This is a genomic window from Shewanella sp. 10N.286.51.B8 (assembly GCF_041469325.1).
GTDB lineage: Bacteria > Pseudomonadota > Gammaproteobacteria > Enterobacterales > Shewanellaceae > Shewanella.
In genome coordinates, this window is the sequence record NZ_JBFRKG010000041.1 from 141,935 (window position 1) to 160,469 (window position 18,535).

The following is an 18,535-nucleotide window of genomic DNA, read 5'->3' on the forward strand; positions in this document are numbered from 1 at the left end:
TTGGCGTAAACCAGATAAGACTTTAGCTAAGAGGTTGTATTAATGAATAGCTTAATTTGGTTTAGGCAAGACTTGCGTCTTGCTGATAACCATAGTGTTGTTGAAGCTTTTGAGCTGGCTCGTCAAACAAATGGTCAAGTTAAAGCGATTTTTATTGCCAGTACTGAGCAGTGGAAAAGTCATGATGTCGCGCCGATTCAAGTGGATTTTATTGAGCGCCATGTCAACCTTTTAGCCCAAAGTCTAGCTGCATTAGGGGTTGAGTTGGAGGTGATAACCTTACCTTGGTTCGACGATGTTATGGACTGGATGCCGCAATACCTAATCGATAATCAAATAGATCAGGTATTTGCCACCCAGGAACCCGAGTTTAATGAACGTAAACGCGATCAACAGCTTATTGATATTGGTGTACCTATCCAGTTTATCGCTCAAGATTGCATTGTTGCTGCAGGGGAGGTCACTAACCTTGCAGGCAAGATGTACAAGGTGTTTACCCCTTTTTCTAAAACCTGGCGTGAGATAGTGTCATCTAGGCGAATTACCCCTGTGGCAGTGCCAGCGGCTATGGGGCCTGCTCTTAAGGCTCCAAAGACAATTGCATTTGATTACCCCAAAGTCTCTAGTCAGCATTGGCTTGCAGGCGAGGCTGCCGCTAAAGGCATTTTAGACCGTTTCTGCGCTAATAATTTACAGGATTATTTAGCAGAAAGAGACTTTCCTGCCTTAGACAGTACCAGCCGATTATCACCTTATTTAGCCATCGGGGTGATTAGTGCTAACCAATGTCTCGCCTCAGTATTGAACCGTTTTCCAGATGCATTAGTGGATGATACTAGTCCTGCTAAAACCTGGGTGAATGAGTTGGCTTGGCGTGAGTTTTATCGGCACCTGTTAGTGGCATTTCCTGATTTGTCTAAAGGCAAAAACTTTAATGAAAATGGCAGCAAAGTAAATTGGCGTAATCATCCCCAAGAGTTCAAAGCTTGGTGTGACGGCGTAACCGGCTTTCCCATTGTTGATGCTGCAATGAGGCAGTTAAATCAAACCGGTTGGATGCATAATCGTTTGCGCATGGTGGTGGCGAGCTTTTTAACTAAGCATTTGTTGGTGGATTGGCGTTGGGGCGAGCGCTATTTTCGACAGCACCTTATCGATGGTGACTTGGCTGCCAACAATGGCGGTTGGCAATGGTCTGCTGGTACGGGCTGTGACGCCCAGCCTTATTTTCGGGTTTTTAATCCGATGAATCAAAGTAGTAAATTTGACCCCGATGCCAGTTTTATCAAGCATTATATTCCAGAGTTGGCCTCGGTGAGTTTAAAGCAAATTCATCAGCCTATATTCAGTGGTGATACTTTGAGTTGTGATGGTATAAACAGCAATGAAATAAGTGAGCAAGATATCAATGCTAACGGCGAGTTATTTGCTTTTGAACGTGAGTTTTCGTCTGCTAAATTGCACTACCCCAGTCCGATAGTTGAACATGCCATGGCGAGAAAGCGTGCCATTGAAGTCCTAAGCGCGCTAAAGCGCTAGGGCTTTCTGGCCTTTTATGAGCAGTATATTTTAATCATATCTCCATTCTTATTTAGTCCTTGCTTCCCCTTTGTTTGCCGATTAAAGCTGGCGAAACGAGTGAGTTAACTTAACCATCTCCCCAATAGTCATTGCTAATGCAGTGACTTGGTTTTGAGCTTATTTGCTCCAAGCACGCTATGATTGTTTGCCTGAGTTCACAGTTTCAATTAGGTTTGTAACAGAATGGCTAATCGCTATTGCTGCTTGGCTCAGAACAGCATAATATAATATGTATATAAAATGCATGTTATGTGTTCACCAAAAAAGGCTTGATTACTATGCTCAATATTGACGACCCAGCAGAAACGGAAAAAACCGCTGCTATTTGGCGTTTAGCTTTTAGGCCTTTTTTCTTGGGTGGTGCAGTGATTGCCATGCTGTATATTCCATTATGGTTAATGGGCTGGTTTACCCCGCAATATAGTCTGTTTAATAGTAACTTTTGGGCGAACGTATTACCTTTATGGTGGCACCCCCATGAAATGTTATTTGGTTTTATTTTAGCTATTGTCTGTGGTTTTTTACTCACGGCAGTGCAAACTTGGACCAATCAACCTAGCCTTAAAGGCATCCCTCTGGCGATTACTTTTATCAGTTGGCTACTTGCTAGGTTACTGCTGTTATTGCCGATGGATATCCCGTTAATTTTACCGGCATTTTTTGATAGTGTCTTTTTAGGCATTGCTGCATTTACCATGTGGCGATGCGTTTATCGAGTGAGGCAATGGCAAAACATTGGTTTTTCAATCATGTTAACTGTTGCGCTTATAGTTAATCTTGTGAGTTATTACGCATTAAACGAACGCAATTTTATTTTAGCTAATCAAATTTGGCAGGGAATGATATTTTGGCTGGCGCTACTGATTACCATAGTTGGTGGACGGGTTATTCCGTTTTTTACCGCCATGCGTTTAAAGGCTACTAAAGCTCAGCCAATTTTTGTTGTAGAAAAGGGCTTGCTGATATTAATGGTACTTTTGGCTGTTCAAGCTATATTTAAGTTATTCCCAGTTGCTGTTGAGCAAGTGTTGTTATTGCTAGCAGGTACGCTGCATTTAGTTCGATTTAGCCGTTGGTTACCCCACAAAACCCTGTCTGAGCCGATGTTGTGGTCATTACATGTGTCTTATTTGTCACTGCCACTATCGCTACTGGGGTTAGGTTGGTTTATCAATGATGACTATGCTTATCGAAGCATGTTGCACTTATTTGCTATTGGTTGTGTTGCTTCTCTATGTTTAGCCATGATTTCAAGAGTGTCACTGGGTCACACAAGTAGAAATATTTATCAAGGGCCTAGCATGGTATTGGCGTTTGCCTGTTTACCCATAGCTGCAATATTTCGTGCCATTATGCCTTTGCTTTTACCCGCTCAAACCCAGATGTGGTTGTGGTTAGCTGGTGGTTTTTGGTTTATGGCATTTGGGTTATTTGTGCTGCATTACAGCCCAATACTTACTCGACCTCGTATTGATGGCAGGCCTGGCTAAGCTGGGTCAGCTAAAAGTGAAGTCACCGTTTTAAGCAATTTAAGTCGTTAAAACTATAGAATTTATACTAGTCAGTTATGTCAGTTTGTAATATTAAGGAAGCACAGTGAACAAACGTTTATCCCTAGTTGCCCGAGATTTAGTGGTTAAATCAAAGGCAGTAAAAGCAGTATCGGTATTATTAAGCTTGAGTTTTTTTGGCGGCGCGGTGGCGTCACAAGCCAAGGATATTTTTGAAACTAAATTTCCTGAACATTATGAGTCATGGGCGGCAACTGAAGAGCAGTCTGAACGTGAAGATATGTTAGCCCAGTATCCAGCTAACATCATCTTATGGGCTGGTTCATCATTTGCCAAAGAATATCACAGCCCAAGGGGGCATCAATTTGCTGTCGCTGATGTGACGCAAACCTTGCGTACTGGTGTGCCACCTAAAGAAGGCGAGAAAGGCACCTCTGCCAGTTGTTGGACTTGTAAAACCCCTGATGCACCAAGACTAATTAATGAGTTAGGCTTTGAAGGTTATTCAGCAAAAAACTTTACCGATTTAGGTACTGAAATTAAAAGCGTGGTTTATTGTAGTGATTGCCATGAAAACGGTTCTGAAAAATTAGCCCTACCAAGGCCTCATGCTCAGAATGCGATGAATAAAGTGGGTCTGCCATTTGCGGAACAATCAGTTTCTATGCAGGGTGCACAAGTTTGTGGCCAGTGCCACGTGACTTATTATTTCCAGCCTGAAAAAAGTAACGTAGTAAACATGCCTTGGATCTTCGGTAGTACAGCTGATGATATTGAGAAGTACTATGATACCCGCCGTTTTTTCGAGTGGATTCACCCTATTTCTAAAACGCCAATACTCAAAGCGCGTCATCCAGAATTTGAGCATTGGAGCCGAAGTAAGCATGCTGAACATAACGTAACCTGTATTACTTGTCATATGCCTGCGGAAGAAAATGAACAAGGTGAGACATTTACCAGCCATAAGGTTGATAAAGCATTACCGTATTTTGATCAAACCTGTAAAGGCTGTCATCAAAGTAAAGACGAAATCACAGCTAAACTGAACAGTGATAAACAAGAAATTGATGCCATGGCACGTAAGGTTGAGGGCCTATTGGTTAAGGCGCATTACGAAGCTAAAGCCGCTTGGGATGCTGGTGCAAATTGGCATCAAATGAATGAAGGCATCATGGGGATTCGTCACGGACAGTGGCGCTGGGATTTTGCCATGGCTTCACATGGTTTATATGCCCATAACCCAGATGAAGGTCGTGAGTTATTAACTAAAGCTATTGAGCAAGCAACCGCTGCGCGTGAGTCTATTGCGGGAGTCCTTAGATTGCTTAAGGTTACCGAGGTGCAATACCCTGACATTAGCAGTAAAGAATCTGCTCATGCTGCGGTTGGAATTGATGAAGTTAAGTTAAGCGAAGAGAAGCAAAAATTCATCAAAGAAGAAGTTGAGAAAAACTGGGACCCAATTGCTGCAAGAGGTTACCAGTGAGCTAAATTTATTAGCTTAAAATAGCGATAGAGACTGATATCGCCAAAGCTGATTATTGTGTTTATTAAAGGCGCTTAGTGAAAACTAAGCGCCTTTTTTATTGTGATCTGCAGCGACTATCGTTGCGTATTAATCATTAACAATCCGATTAAGTAGCATTATTTACTTATTGAAAATCAATGATTATTTAAGTTATTTATCGGTTAAACATAGGACAAAACGTGCAACTAAGCTTACTATTAATCTTGCAGTCGCAATATGACAGCTCGATTTGATTACCAAAGTTTGCAAGGTTTAGCTAAGCGCCACCTAGATTGCTATTAGTTAATCAGCTAATCGTTATTTGAGGTGGTAAAGGAGACATAATGCCAAGTACTGCCAATACCGTAAGTCATTTAACTGAGCCAGCCAGCAATAATGATCTTGCCAGACCACAAATAATTGATGACTTTATCGGCATGTATCAGCAGCTAAATAAAGACAGCTTACACTTGCTCAATCAGGTGTATAGCGATGAGATTATCTTTCAAGATCCATTACACAAAGTTGAAGGTATTGAACATCTCAGCCTGTACTTTGCTAACCTTTATGCCAACGTTGACCATATTGAATTTGATATCAAAGAGGTGAGCTGTAGCCATCAGCAGGCCGCCGTTTTCTGGGCAATGCACTATCGTCACTCTAAATTAAACAACGGCCAACTCATCACTGTTGAAGGAATGAGCCAGCTTAAATTTAGCGATAAAATTACAGCCCATCGCGATTATTTTGATCTTGGCAGTATGCTGTATGAACAACTCCCGTTAGTAGGTCGGTTGATTAAGTTCATCAAAAACAAGGCGTCAGCATAATGGAACAAGCTAACTCTCATCAGGGAAACGTTCATCAATCAGTAGCAAGACCTGCAGTGTTAATCACCGGGGCCAGTTCTGGTATCGGTTTAGCACTAGCGATGCTTTATGTTGAAAAAGGCTACATGGTATTTGCTTGTGGCCGTAATGAGCAGCGCTTAAATGCCATAAGTGGCGTTGTGCCGCTTGCTTTTGATATTAACGTTAAAGCGCAAATTCAAACCGCAGCGCAAACATTATCAGATAAATTAGCCGCATCTAACGCGAAATTACAGCTGGTTATTCTTAATGCGGGTAGTTGTGAATACATTGAAAATCCGCTGCGTTTTGATGGCGCTTTATTTGAGCGAGTGATTCAAACTAATGTCATCTCGATGGGTTATTGTTTAGAGCATTTCTTACCGCTAGTGACTACCAACGGCAGAGTGGCGTTAATGAGTTCCAGTGCGACCTATTTACCTTTTCCTAAGGCTGAAGCCTATGGCGCGTCAAAAGCTGCAGTGAGTTACCTTGCCAGTAGTCTTCGTCTTGATTTAAAAGCAATCGGTATCGGTGTAAGTGTTATTTGTCCGGGCTTTGTGAAAACCCCATTAACCGATAAAAATGACTTTGCTATGCCCATGCAAATTACTGCTGAAAAAGCGGCTATAACAATATTTACAGAATTAAAAAAAGCTAAGGATGAAATTCATTTTCCGAAGCGATTTACCTTATTGCTTAAGGGCTTATCATGTTTACCATCGGCACTGATTAATAAAATTTTAGCGCCGAAAATAAGTTAAGCCTGCTTGAAAAATTAACAATAATTGAAATGCCATTAACTGTAGTCATAGCAAAAATAATAATAATGAGTTGAAGGAATAATATGAAAAAAATAGCAATTGTGGGTTCGGGTATATCAGGGCTGACCTGTGGGCATTTGCTCAGTGAACTTCATCAAGTTAGCGTATTTGAAGCTAATGATTATATAGGCGGCCATACCGCGACCATTGATGTTGAAGTAGGCGGTAAGCCCTATGCTATCGACAGTGGCTTTATTGTCTTTAATGACCGCACTTACCCACGTTTTCAAAAGCTAATGGCAAAAATGAACATTGAATCATTACCCACTGAAATGAGCTTTAGTGTGCGTAATGTGCAAACCGGATTAGAATACAATGGCCATACCTTGTGGAGCATGTTTGCCCAAAGACGTAACTTGTTAAAACCAGATTTCTATAAGTTTTTAGCCGAGATAGTGCGTTTTAATAATCAATGCAAGGCTATCTTTGAAGCGGAAAACTACCCGAGTGACAGTTTAGGGCAGTTTTTAGATGCTGAAGGTTTCTCTGACTTTTTTAGCGAGCATTACATCTTGCCAATGGGCGCGGCCATTTGGTCTGCCAGTATCAATGATATACGCAAATTCTCATTGCGATTTTTTATTCAATTTTTCCATAACCATGGCTTACTTAATATTAGTGACCGCCCACAATGGTACGTATTAAAAGGTGGCTCTCGAAGCTATATTCCTGCGCTTATTGCTCCTTTCAAACAGCGATTGTTTTTAAACTCTGCAGTGACCTCCATTGAACGCAGCGACGATGGGGTTAACTTACGTATTAATGATGGCGAAGTTCAACGCTTTGATGAAGTCATTCTAGCTTGCCATAGCGACCAAGCGTTGGCGATGCTTACCGATGCAACTGAGGATGAAAAACAAGTACTTGGGGCGATGGCATATCAAAATAATGAAGTAGTTTTGCATACAGATACTAATCTACTGCCAAAACGCAAAGCGGCATGGGCCAGTTGGAATTACCGCCTAGAAGGCAAGGATGCAGCTGAAATTGCTGACAGACCTGCCAGCGTGACTTATAACATGAACATTTTGCAGCGCTTACCCAAAGATGCGCCGACGTTTTGTGTGACTTTAAATCAAACAGATTTAATTGATGAGTCTAAAATTCTCAGAAAATTCAATTATGCCCATCCAGTGTTTAATGAGTCGAGTATGAAAGCCCAAGGCGAACGTAAACGTATTTGCGGCGTTAACCATACTCATTTTGCTGGCGCCTATTGGTATAACGGTTTTCATGAAGATGGTGTCCACAGTGCACTTGATGTGTGCAATGATTTTGGCATTAGCCTATGAGTGAATTCACCAGTGGAATATACAGTGGCGATATTATTCACCGGCGCTTTACGCCGAAGCTGCACAGCTTCAGTTATCAGATTGCCTTACTGGCAATAGACTTAGATGAAGTGGCGCAGCTATCTAAGGTTAGCCGTTTATTTAGCGCAGTTGAGCGCTCAGTACTACGATTTAATCCTGATGATTATTTAAATGCCCTTGAAAGCCAGTTTAATTGCTCCCCTGTTGATGCAGCATTGATAGATAAAATGAGCCCGCCGCAAGCGCTGAAACAGCGGGTGTTATGGACGATAGCAAAGCTTGGGGCTCAGACGCAGTGTGACAGAGTCGTGTTTGCTGGCCAAGTGAGGCATTTTGGTTTTTATTTTAGCCCGGTTAACTTCTATTTTTGCTATCAAGGTGACGAAGCGGTTTATATGCTGGCGGAGGTAAGTAATACGCCATGGGATCAGCGCCATTGTTACTTAGTCAATCTCACTAAAACCACCACCACAGATAAAGTGTTTCATGTTTCGCCATTTATGGATCTTGAGATGCATTATTTTTGGAAGGTCATCGCGCCAAGCAAGCGCTTAAATGTGACCATACAAAACAGGGATGATGCCGACAATAAGCTGTTCGATGCCAGTTTGTTGCTCAATAAAAAGGATTTTACCGCCAAAAATATTCGCAGTATGTTGCTCAGTTTTCCGCTAATGACATTGAAAATTATGTTTGGAATTTATTGGCAAGCGCTGAAGTTATTTATTAAACGGATCCCTTTTATCTCTCATCCACAAACTTAAATTAAACCAAATCATGAAATGATGCGTATTGGTTTAGTAATGTTCAACTCATAACAAATAATTTTTGCCTAGCGAGAGTTTTAGTGTATTGAAATCTAACCTGTTGTTTATGAGTAAAAATAAAATTTACAGCTAAAATACTAATAGCGCACAAAAAATTGCATATAAAAAGTAGTCAGCGGAGAGAGTTATGGAAAATGCGGCAACCAACACCAGCTTAGTGCAAGAGACTATTTCTGACAGCTTTGCGAAGAAGGTTTTGCTTAAGGCATTAGCCCACTTGTCAGATGGCCATCTTACCATTGTTAGTTCTGATAACTCTGCAATTGGCAGCTCAGAGCAAAGCTTAAGCTTTGGTAATGTCGATTCTGACTTGCATGCCACTATGCAGGTGTCTCACCCCAGTTTTTACAAGCAGATCATTTGGGGTGGTTCAATTGGCGCTGGCGAAGCCTACATTCAAGGTCATTGGTCGAGCCCTGATTTAACTAAAGTGGTGCAGCTTTTTGCCCGAAACCTCTCATTACTGGATAAAATTGAGCGTTACTTTTCATGGTTTAGTGTTGGTATTAATCGTATCGGTCATTTGTTTAACCGCAATTCATCAACGGGTTCAAAGCGCAATATTCTGGCGCATTATGATTTAGGCAACCCGATGTATGAGCAGTTTCTAGATAAAGAAATGCTCTATTCAAGCGCGCTATACCCGCACCACGATGCCAGTTTAGAACAAGCCCAGCAGCATAAGCTGCAAACCATTTGTGAGCGTCTTGATTTACAAGCGGGGCAAACCGTTCTTGAGGTCGGTACTGGTTGGGGGGCGTTGGCGATATATGCGGCCAAGCACTTTGATGTCACCGTGACCACGACAACTATCTCTGATGCCCAATATGATTACGCACTAGAGCGGGTAGAGCAAGAAGGCTTAACTGACAAAATAACTTTGTTAAAAGACGATTACCGTATTTTGACCGGTGAGTATGACCGCGTGGTGTCCATTGAAATGATTGAAGCGGTAGGTCATGAATATTTACCGGGCTTCTTTAAGAAGTTAGAAAGTTTACTTAAGCCAAATGGGCGCATGTTAATTCAAGCCATTACCATAGCTGATCAGCGCTATGACAGTTACCGTAAAAGTGTCGACTTTATCCAGCGCTATATTTTCCCTGGTGGTTGTTTACCGTCTATCAGTGAAATGAATAAGCACATTGCCAATAAAACTGACATGGTGGTGTGGTCCATCAATGATATGGGTAAAGATTATGCTCAAACCTTAAACCATTGGCATGAAAAATTTGATAAAGCCCAAGACCGAATCAAAGAGATGGGCTATGGCGAAGACTTTATCAGAATGTGGAAGTTTTACCTGAGTTATTGTGAAGGTGGATTTTTAGAAAGAACTACCAGCACTGTTCATTTAGTGGCAGTAAGGCCGCAATATCGTACTGCATTAGCCAGTGGCGCATAACGTATATGCTCTGGGTTAATCATAATATCATCATCAATGTTATTGCCTTTCAGATTATCTGGTGGGCAGGGGTATTAGCTGGCAATCAGCTGCTATATATCCCAGGATTATTGTTGATTTGGCACTTTATCGTCAGCCGTCAACGGGTTTTAGATATCAAAGTGATGCTCAGTTGCACCATTATCGGGGTACTAGTTGACTTAACGCTTACCTTAACGGGGCTTTTTGATTTTACGGTTGTGCCTATATGGTTATTACTGCTGTGGTGTTATTTTGCGATTTCACTTAATTACAGTTTAAGCATTTTTAGCGGCTTACCCATTATTGTTCAAGTGTTAGTTGGTGGCGTATTTGGTAGTTTAAGTTACCTTGCTGGAGCCAACTTTGGCGCGGTCGATTTCCCTCACGGCGATTTGTTTACCACTGCAATTCTAGCCATTATTTGGGCCTTGTTGATGCCGTTATTTTTTCACATTGCCAAGTTCATTCGCCACAAACACGAAGTGAAACAAATTGCCCAGCTTATTTAATTAACCCAGCTTTGTGTACCTAACGGCGGTGCAATTATCAGGCTGTGGTTGGCTGATTATATTGGCTCAATAGAGGAACTCAATATGATGAATAGTTATTCTCGGATAAGCTCGTTAGCAGTTCCTAATGCGCTTGGTGTAAATACACGTGCAATTTTTCACTTAGTTGTTTTGAGCTTAGTTAGGTTTTTTTTTAGTGCCTGTATCTTAGCTGTTATGAGTACAAACGTATTGGCTAACGCACAAGAGTTAAATACTGAGCCAACTCCCGCAGCAGAACTAATTTCATCAGTGCAATCTTCGTCAGTGCCAACGACACCAGCTTCGACAGCATTAGCCACGACAGATTTTAAACTGGTAGGCCAAGCCGATCTGGATTTATTGTGGTTTTCGGTTTACAGCGCCAAGCTAATGTCAGTAGATGGTGAATACAAAAATCAGCAATATCCACTGAAACTTGAAATCCAATACCATAGAGATATTGATGCAGAAGATTTAATTGAAGCTACCGTAGAGCAGTGGCAGCACATTGGTATCGAGCAAAGTCGCATCCCTCAACTGCAGGCTCATCTAGAAGGTATATGGCCTGATGTTAAGCAAGGTGACACTCTAAGCTTTATGATGCACGAGCAAAATAAAGGCCAGTTTTTTTATAACGAACAGCCTTTGGCGATGATCTTAGAACCGGGGTTTGCAGACGCATTTCTTGGCATTTGGTTATCAGAAAATACCAGTAGACCTAAATTACGTCAGCAGTTAATTGGAGTTAAGAAATGATTAAAGCAAGTTTAGCGTTAACGGCATTAAACAGGACGTGGCGGCAGTTGCAATGCGCTTACGCTATGGCTAAGAAGTCATCTTTGCTGGTCATTTCGTTAGTGTTATTGACAGCGTGTTCATCAGCATCTATTGAAGATTATGATAAAACCACTCCGGAACTTAATTTACGTAGCTTTTTTGACGGCAAGTTAACTGCGGCGGGTATCGTACAAGACTTCTCTGGCACAGTGACCCGAAAATTTACCGTCACTATGGAAGCCAGTTGGCAAGGTAATAAAGGGGTTATTAACGAGTGGTTTATTTATGATGATGGCGAAAAGCAAACCCGAATTTGGCATATAACCGATTTAGGTAATGGCCAATATGAAGGTTCGGCGAATGATATTTTAGGCACTGCGACCGGTGAGGCCAGAGGCAGTGCGCTGCGCTGGGCTTATGACATGATTTTAGAGGTTGATGACTCAGAATATGAGGTGCATTTTGATGACTGGATGTTTTTAGTGGATGAAAGCACCATTATAAACAAAAGCGATATCATCAAATTTGGGGTTACGGTTGCTCAGGTTACGTTAGTCATCAGCAAAGAGTAACTCAAATATCAATGGCTGAAGGCAGATTGAAGGCATTACAGTAGCGGTCAACTAATACAACTTATATTGACCGCTAAAGCCTCTGGCTTCCTTAACCCTTTAGCTTTGAATTGTCCTGTTGCTTCTTATCATAATACTCAAATGGAAAAACGTTTCTGATCCGTTGGGTGATTTTGTCACCGACATTGGCAGAGACATGTAATCTTACCCCGTTCAGTTTTTCAGCTCTGACAGTACAAGTGAGCTTTTCGTGTTTGGCTATATTTTTACATTCCCGCAGAAATGCTTCAGGGATTTTCCCCGAGTGCTTATCGAGTTTGCCGTTTTTAAAATGCATTTCAAAGACTTTCAATCCTCTGCTGCCTGAAAAAATGAGCTTGTAAGCGATAACCAGAAATAACAGCACAAATAATATTTTAAATAGTGTATCTACCATAACAATATCCTTGTATTTACAGCCTGAGTGCCTTGAATATTAATTGAAATGACTCAGTAGGTTAAATCAAAATTTTCAATGTCTTACTGATTAAAATACTCTGCTAGTTGAGGAATGCAATTATTTTTAACGCTTTGTAATCTAGCTCACATTTACAGGGCATTTAAGCGGCGATTATAAAGGGCGAAATGGGGGCACAGCTTGGTTGTCAGCCAGTTGCTAAATCGTTAGCTCGTTAACCTTCGCAAACTTAGCTAAGATAGTAGTGTCTGCTATTTTGCTGCTAAAGGATACGATTGTGCATTTACAAGACCCCAGTTTGTTACGTCATCAATGTTATATCAATGGGCAATGGCGTGATGCCATATCGACCCATTGCGACACGATTATTAATCCTGCCACCAATAAAGAGCTAGGTACAGTGCCAAGAATGGGCCAGACTGAAACCCAGCAAGCCATTGAAAGCGCCAATAGTGCCTTAGCAGCATGGCAAGCACTCACAGCTAAACAGCGCCAAATAATATTAATGACTTGGTTTGAGCTGATATTAGCCCATAGCGATGATTTAGCGCTGATTATGACCTTAGAGCAAGGTAAGCCATTAGCCGAAGCCAAAGCTGAAGTCGCTTATGCCGCCTCCTTTGTGCAATGGTTCGCTGAAGAGGCCAAACGGGTTTATGGTGAGACCATTCCAGCCCATCAAGCTGATAAACGTATTATGGTGATTAAGCAGGCCGTAGGCGTTACCGCTGCTATTACGCCGTGGAATTTCCCGCTTGCGATGATAACCCGTAAAGCTGCACCTGCATTAGCAGCGGGTTGCACTATGGTGCTTAAACCTGCGCCGCAAACCCCCTTTAGCGCCTTAGCCTTAGCTGAGCTTGCAAGTCGAGCCGGTGTTCCTGCTGGGGTATTTAACGTGATCAGCGGCGATGCCATCGCCATCGGTGCAGAGCTTTGTGCTAACCCCATAGTGAGAAAGTTGTCCTTTACTGGCTCAACCGCTGTAGGCGTAAAGCTGATGCAGCAATGCGCGCCAAGTATTAAAAAGCTATCCCTTGAGCTTGGTGGTAATGCACCGTTTATTGTCTTTGATGATGCTGATATTGACGCGGCAGTTGAAGGGGCTATTCAAGCCAAATATCGTAATGCCGGACAAACCTGTGTTTGCGCTAATCGTATCTATGTTCAAAAAGGCTTATATCAGCAATTTGTGGCAAAGTTTACCCAAGCAGCAGCGCAGCTCAAAGTGGGTAACGGCTTAGATGATGGCGTCACTATTGGACCACTAATAAACCAAGCCGCAGTAGCAAAGGTGCAAGCTCATATTGATGATGCGCTACAACAAGGCGGTCAAATTGTATTGGGTGGTAAGGGCGATGCTTTAGGCGCTAACTTTTTTAAGCCGACAGTATTGGTTAATCTAAAGCAGTCGATGAAAGTGGCCAAAAAAGAAACCTTTGGGCCGTTAGCGGCGATTTTTGAATTTGATTCAGTTGAACAAGTGATCAAACAAGCCAACGATACCGAGTTTGGTTTAGCGGCTTACTTTTACGCCAAAGATATCTCTACCGTATATCAAGTATCAGAAGCCCTTGAGTACGGTATGGTCGGGGTTAATACCGGGTTAATTTCGAATGAAGTCGCCCCCTTTGGCGGAGTGAAGTCTTCAGGGCTTGGCCGCGAAGGCTCCCATCATGGTATCGATGAGTATCTTGAAATGAAATATATTTGCTTAGCGGTTTAAAGGCTGCCTTGGTCGTAAATATACGCTTCAATCAAGCTGATAACTGCCTAGCTGTTATTAAACTTGATTATTTAGCGGTTAATAACATGAAGGCTATTTAAGGCAAGAGTAATGTGTTGCATAATTAACCATTAATTCCATAATAGCTTGAGTCTTATGCTTTTCTCTTTTATCGATTTTATCGCTTTAGCGTGTTTCTTCTCATGCTGGGTGGGTTACACTTTTTTTGCCCGTAAAAAGGCCAAAACAACGAACTGTATCGCCCGCTGTTTGCATCAGCATCGTATCTATTGGATGGCGGAAGTGATGACCAAGGAGATCCGTGTGGGTGAGGCAGCATTGTTGGCAAACTTAGAACGTAATATCGCTTTTTTTGCCTCAACCACCTTACTGGTGTTGGCGGGTGTATTGACCTTATTTGCTCAAGTTGAGCGCCTTGAAGAAGTGATCAGCTCTATTCCCTTTGCCGCTGAACCTAATCATGCCTTAGTGCAGGTGAAGTTGGCTATGCTGGCAAGTATTTTTGTATTAGCCTTTTTTCAATTTACTTGGTCAATGCGTCAATATGGCTTTTTAAATGTGATGATTGGCGCAGCGCCCATTGATCGCACACGAAGCAATAAAAACTTGGCAAAGTATTCGCGCCAAATGGCCACGGTGGGCGATCAGGCCGCTCACTCTTACAATTATGGCTTACGAAGTTATTACTTTTCCATGGCAGCGCTTTGTTGGTTTTGGAACCCCATCTTACTGATAATAGCCAGCTTGCTGGTGGTTTATATTCTCTATCATCGAGAGTTTAACTCTCGGGCTGTTAAAGCCATTACTGCGGCGCAAAATTATTTGGAAATCGCTCAACAGGAACGTGAAAGTAAGAACTAAGTACCTGTTTAAGGGCCGTTAGAGCTATTTCAATGGCAAGGTAAGATGGAAAAACCAATGTAATCCGTGTGTTTATAAGAACGGTTTACATTGGTTTGTAATGCGGTGTATTACTCAGCAATTAAAGAGAGCTTATTGCGCTTGTTTTGTGTCTTTGGCGTATTCTAAATTGTAGAAATGAGCTTCGCTTTTACCGTTTTCGAACTGGTTATAAACCCCAGCTTTGAAGTAGCTTAGCATGTCTTTCCAGTAGCTAATGTCATGCTTCACTTTAGTGACACCATCAACTTTAATGACCAGCTTTTGATCGCCAACAATGATGTCAAAATGCGTTGGCACATCAGGGGTAAACTTCCCTAAATTCATTCTCACATACGAATTTTTACAAACAGGCGTATCGCGGTTTCCACTGTCTTTACCACAATTCACATTGTTATTTTTGATGATAGCCCAGTAATGATCTTTTATGCCTTTTCGGTCGGCTTCGTAAACGACACGCAGTAATGGGTGAGGGATATAACCCACACCATGCTTGCCATCGTCAAAAGTACCTTTGTTGTGTACCTGTAAGAAGGTCATCGCATCATTTTTCGAAGGGCTGTTTTCTACGGCTTCTCGTGGATTGATAGGCATTAAATCAGCAGATAGACGATAAAAAGTTTGGCTTTCATCAGATTTGAAGTTTTCTAAGACGCGTAGTTCGTTACGTAACTTATAACCTTCCATATTCATGACCAGGGCTTCAGAGCCTTTATCTACATAAAAGTGCTCATTAACGATACCGCTAAAATTGCTGTCTTGAGCTAATTCATATTTACTGCCGGGTTTTGCGTTTGGTGTTGATATTTGCAGTTTTGAGGCACTTAATATTGATGAAAATTTTGCATAATCAGCAGGCGCTACTTGCTCACCTGTTGCTGGTTTCATCTCGATATTTGAAGGTGTTGGCGTTTCGGAGCTTGATGCACAACCACCCAGTAAACTACTAACAATAAGCGCTAAGGGTAACAGTTTTATTTTTTTCATTTTTATTCCTTTTAACGAAAACCTTGAGCCAAAATGTCATGGCAAACAGCGATGTAACAGTAGTAGGTTTAATTTAATATAATAATACAAATAAACTGTGTTTTAGATCAATTTTTTGTGAAGTTATCATTTGGGGTATGTGTTTTTGTTAAATTTCAGTAAGGCAGCCAAATATAAAAACGCTTTGAGTGTTATTTGCAATCAATGGAATGTTAGTTTGATGTCTTTAGGCTAGCAGTGGAATTAAAGTCATGATAAAGCTGCTAGAACTATTTAGTGACTTACATCATTTGTGAGTTTTCAGCCGCTATCTACGTGGAATGATGATGTTGATATTTGTTGGTATTTCGCTAAAGTTAAAATTTTAAACATGAAAAAGCCGCTTGAATAAATCCAAGCGGCCTATCAATAAATTGGTGGCCCCTCCCAGACTCGAACTGGGGACCTGACGATTATGAGTCGTAATCACACCTATCTTAAATCACCCGTATATATTCCTAAGTTATAGAAAAATGCCTGATATAACAGGTTTTTGATTTTTTTTGTGTCTTGTTGTATACCAAGTTTTCTCATTTGTTTATAGTATTACTACAGGCACAACTACAGGCAATTTGTTAATGGCTGGTATTTCATTTAGAACCCACAATCAAGCAGTCAGTCTAAAAAAAACTGGTAAACGTTATGAAGCATATCGAGCATCAAGCGAAAGAGGCAAAGGCCGATTAGGTGTTGAGGTAAGTGCAACAGGAACAAAAAGGTGGTTTTATAGGTATTTTTTTGAAGGTAAGCGTCAGTTTATAAGACTAGGGTTAGTTACTGATGACTACATAATGACGAAAGCTCAAGGCGAATGTGAAAAATTTGCAGAATTACTGTCACAGGGGAAGGATCCTAAATTTATCATACAGCAAGAACTTGAAGCTAAAGAGCAAGCCGAAAAAGCTGAAGTGATGAAGGGGAGTATTCAGCAGTTATTTGAGGCTTATACAAAACAAATGAAAACTGATGGTAAGCGTACCTATAAAGCAGTCTTAAAATCACTTGAGAAAGAGGTTTATCCGTTTCTTCCACCAGCAAGTAAAGCCAAAAACATAAAACCTACAGATATTGTTCCTATTTTATCGGCTATGATCAAACGTGGCGCAGTAACTCAATCAAATAGGGTCAGAAGTTATATTGTTGCAGCGTTTAATTATGGTTTAAAGCATGATTTAAACCCTGCACAAGAGCATACAGGTGTTAAATTTGGCTTATCAATAAACCCTGCACAGCTTGTTCCTAAACAAAGTCATGCCGAAAAAGTCGGTGAAAATTGGCTGAGTTTAAATGAAGTACATTATTTATTAAGTACTATCCACACAGTTCCAAGAGTCGGGTTTGTTACTTGCACTTTATTACAGCTCTGTTTCCACACTGGTGGACAACGACCTTATGAGCTGGTCGCAAGTAAATGGGAGTCAGTTAATTGGGTAGATAAAACGTTACTTATTACCAGTAACATTAGTAAAAATAAGCGTGAACATTTAATTCCATTAACAGAAAGTGCATTGTCTTTTTTAAGGCAACTAGAAGCTATTTCTCTAGGCAGTCCCTTCATATTCCCCAGAAATAATGATCCTCAAAACCACCTTAGAACCGATAGTTTTAGTAAGGCTATTGCAAGGTACAGGGCTTATTATACCGATAGCAAAGCTTTTATAGGGCGAGATATTCGGCGTACCTGTAAAACGCTGATGGGTGAATTAGGTATAGCAAAAGATGTCAGGGATAGATTGCAAAACCATGCTCTAAATGATGTGTCCAGTAAGCATTATGACCGTTACGATTATTTGCCTGAAAAACGTGAGGCATTAAGGAAATGGGAATCAAAATTAATAGGACAAGAATCGACTGTCATTAAAGCTAAATTTAGATAAAGTAAGGTTAAATTTGATATGAAAAATATGACAGATGATGAGTTATTGGTTTTAGAAGAATTGGCAATCTTCGATTACTTTTTATGTCTTAGAGGGTTAAACGATCCAGTCAATAAGTATCGGCAGCAAAGTAATATATCATTTCGACAACAAATTGAGTTAGAGAAAAGAAGTCGAAAACCAAAGCATTACAGCGATTTTATTGCCGCTTTAGTGTTAAATGTGTATGAACAGAATGATAGCAATGCAGCAAAAACTGCAAGAGATTTGGGCATGTCAAGAACTGTTGTGGTGAAGTTGATATGTGAGGCAACGGGCAAACCATTTAAAAAAGGTAATCCATCAAATTATCCTGTCGAACGAAACCCTCAAAAAATTGTGCAAATTATCGATAGTATGAATTGTTTAAATTTAAAGGCTGCGTTTTCTACTGAAAAAGTGATCCAGAATATTGAACGCTTAAGGCAATTATTTATTGATGCCAATGAAGCCATTATTAATAACCAAAATAAATAGTGTGGTAGTTAAATTGTTTCTACCACACCGTATATAAATACGATAGTACGCCATGAGACCAAAAATGAGGAAATGACATGGCTTACAACACATATTCAGACCTTCAAGAACGTTATCAAAAAGATCGTAAGACTATCTGGCGCTGGTGGGCTAAAGATTTCATCTTAGAGCCGCCTAAGCGAGTTGGTAGTGTGTTACTTGGTTGGACAGACGAGCAACTAGAACGATTTGAGAATGGAGGCGGGAAGTAATGAAAAAGCAAAGCGTCCCGAAAGACGAGACTGTAACTTATTTTG

General features: G+C 41.0%; 18 protein-coding genes. 16 read left to right on the forward strand and 2 right to left on the reverse strand.

The genetic code is table 11. The annotated features are described in order from the left end of the window. Window positions 1–42: 42 nt before the first annotated feature. From AB4160_RS15985 to AB4160_RS16035, 11 genes are all read left to right on the forward strand, one after another. Window positions 43–1,539: a deoxyribodipyrimidine photo-lyase gene (locus tag AB4160_RS15985; protein ID WP_372005495.1), complete on the forward strand. Its 1,497-nt coding sequence runs from the start codon at window positions 43–45 to the stop codon at window positions 1,537–1,539. A 320-nt stretch (window positions 1,540–1,859) separates the two neighbouring features. Beyond that, on the forward strand, window positions 1,860–3,071 hold the full coding sequence (locus tag AB4160_RS15990; RefSeq protein WP_372005497.1) for an NnrS family protein: 1,212 nt from the start codon (window positions 1,860–1,862) through the stop codon (window positions 3,069–3,071). Between the two features lie 187 nt (window positions 3,072–3,258). Further along, window positions 3,259–4,578, forward strand: a complete 1,320-nt coding sequence (locus tag AB4160_RS15995; RefSeq protein ID WP_303458948.1) for an ammonia-forming cytochrome c nitrite reductase subunit c552 — start codon at window positions 3,259–3,261, stop codon at window positions 4,576–4,578. A gap of 365 nt (window positions 4,579–4,943) precedes the next feature. Continuing rightward, window positions 4,944–5,429 carry a nuclear transport factor 2 family protein gene (locus AB4160_RS16000; protein WP_372005500.1) on the forward strand — a complete coding sequence of 162 codons (486 nt, stop codon included), beginning with the start codon at window positions 4,944–4,946 and terminating at the stop codon, window positions 5,427–5,429. Further along, entirely contained in the window at window positions 5,429–6,211 is a 783-nt protein-coding gene (locus tag AB4160_RS16005; RefSeq protein ID WP_372005502.1) for an SDR family NAD(P)-dependent oxidoreductase, read from the forward strand. Before AB4160_RS16000 ends, AB4160_RS16005 begins: the two co-directional genes overlap by 1 nt. Window positions 6,212–6,294: 83 nt before the next feature. Next, window positions 6,295–7,563, forward strand: coding sequence for an NAD(P)/FAD-dependent oxidoreductase (locus AB4160_RS16010; protein WP_372005504.1), 1,269 nt, complete (start codon window positions 6,295–6,297; stop codon window positions 7,561–7,563). Continuing rightward, complete coding sequence (locus AB4160_RS16015) at window positions 7,560–8,348, forward strand: DUF1365 domain-containing protein (RefSeq protein ID WP_102475540.1); 789 nt, start codon at window positions 7,560–7,562, stop codon at window positions 8,346–8,348. The genes AB4160_RS16010 and AB4160_RS16015 overlap by 4 nt, the downstream gene beginning before the upstream one ends. A gap of 190 nt (window positions 8,349–8,538) precedes the next feature. Next, entirely contained in the window at window positions 8,539–9,816 is a 1,278-nt protein-coding gene (locus AB4160_RS16020) for a class I SAM-dependent methyltransferase (protein ID WP_372005506.1), read from the forward strand. Between the two features lie 5 nt (window positions 9,817–9,821). Next, the gene (locus AB4160_RS16025; protein ID WP_102475539.1) at window positions 9,822–10,346 is read left to right on the forward strand and encodes a DUF2878 domain-containing protein; all 525 of its coding nucleotides are present in this window, start codon (window positions 9,822–9,824) and stop codon (window positions 10,344–10,346) included. 216 nt (window positions 10,347–10,562) lie between these two features. Further along, on the forward strand, window positions 10,563–11,123 hold the full coding sequence (locus tag AB4160_RS16030) for a chalcone isomerase family protein (protein WP_157936284.1): 561 nt from the start codon (window positions 10,563–10,565) through the stop codon (window positions 11,121–11,123). A 65-nt stretch (window positions 11,124–11,188) separates the two neighbouring features. Then, window positions 11,189–11,716: a DUF3833 domain-containing protein gene (locus AB4160_RS16035; protein WP_372005516.1), complete on the forward strand. Its 528-nt coding sequence runs from the start codon at window positions 11,189–11,191 to the stop codon at window positions 11,714–11,716. 91 nt (window positions 11,717–11,807) lie between these two features. On the opposite strand, the gene AB4160_RS16040 is transcribed toward AB4160_RS16035, so the two are convergent. Further along, window positions 11,808–12,152 carry a DUF3634 family protein gene (locus AB4160_RS16040; protein ID WP_102438755.1) on the reverse strand — a complete coding sequence of 115 codons (345 nt, stop codon included), beginning with the start codon at window positions 12,150–12,152 and terminating at the stop codon, window positions 11,808–11,810. Between the two features lie 298 nt (window positions 12,153–12,450). Between AB4160_RS16040 and AB4160_RS16045 the strand changes: the two genes are divergently transcribed. Beyond that, window positions 12,451–13,899: an NAD-dependent succinate-semialdehyde dehydrogenase gene (locus AB4160_RS16045; protein WP_371999732.1), complete on the forward strand. Its 1,449-nt coding sequence runs from the start codon at window positions 12,451–12,453 to the stop codon at window positions 13,897–13,899. Between the two features lie 156 nt (window positions 13,900–14,055). Beyond that, a complete protein-coding gene (locus tag AB4160_RS16050; protein ID WP_102438751.1) occupies window positions 14,056–14,781 on the forward strand; it encodes a DUF599 domain-containing protein in 726 nt (241 codons plus the stop codon). Between the two features lie 132 nt (window positions 14,782–14,913). Here AB4160_RS16050 and AB4160_RS16055 read toward each other — a convergent pair whose 3' ends face one another. Then, the gene (locus tag AB4160_RS16055) at window positions 14,914–15,807 is read right to left on the reverse strand and encodes a polysaccharide lyase family 7 protein (protein ID WP_303458830.1); all 894 of its coding nucleotides are present in this window, start codon (window positions 15,805–15,807) and stop codon (window positions 14,914–14,916) included. Between the two features lie 617 nt (window positions 15,808–16,424). On the opposite strand from AB4160_RS16055, the gene AB4160_RS16060 reads away from it, so the two are divergent. From AB4160_RS16060 to AB4160_RS16070, 3 genes are all read left to right on the forward strand, one after another. Further along, complete coding sequence (locus AB4160_RS16060) at window positions 16,425–17,723, forward strand: tyrosine-type recombinase/integrase (protein WP_372005508.1); 1,299 nt, start codon at window positions 16,425–16,427, stop codon at window positions 17,721–17,723. Between the two features lie 18 nt (window positions 17,724–17,741). Continuing rightward, complete coding sequence (locus AB4160_RS16065) at window positions 17,742–18,239, forward strand: hypothetical protein (RefSeq protein WP_372005510.1); 498 nt, start codon at window positions 17,742–17,744, stop codon at window positions 18,237–18,239. A gap of 77 nt (window positions 18,240–18,316) precedes the next feature. After that, a complete protein-coding gene (locus AB4160_RS16070) occupies window positions 18,317–18,490 on the forward strand; it encodes a hypothetical protein (RefSeq protein ID WP_372005513.1) in 174 nt (57 codons plus the stop codon). Window positions 18,491–18,535: the final 45 nt, after the last annotated feature.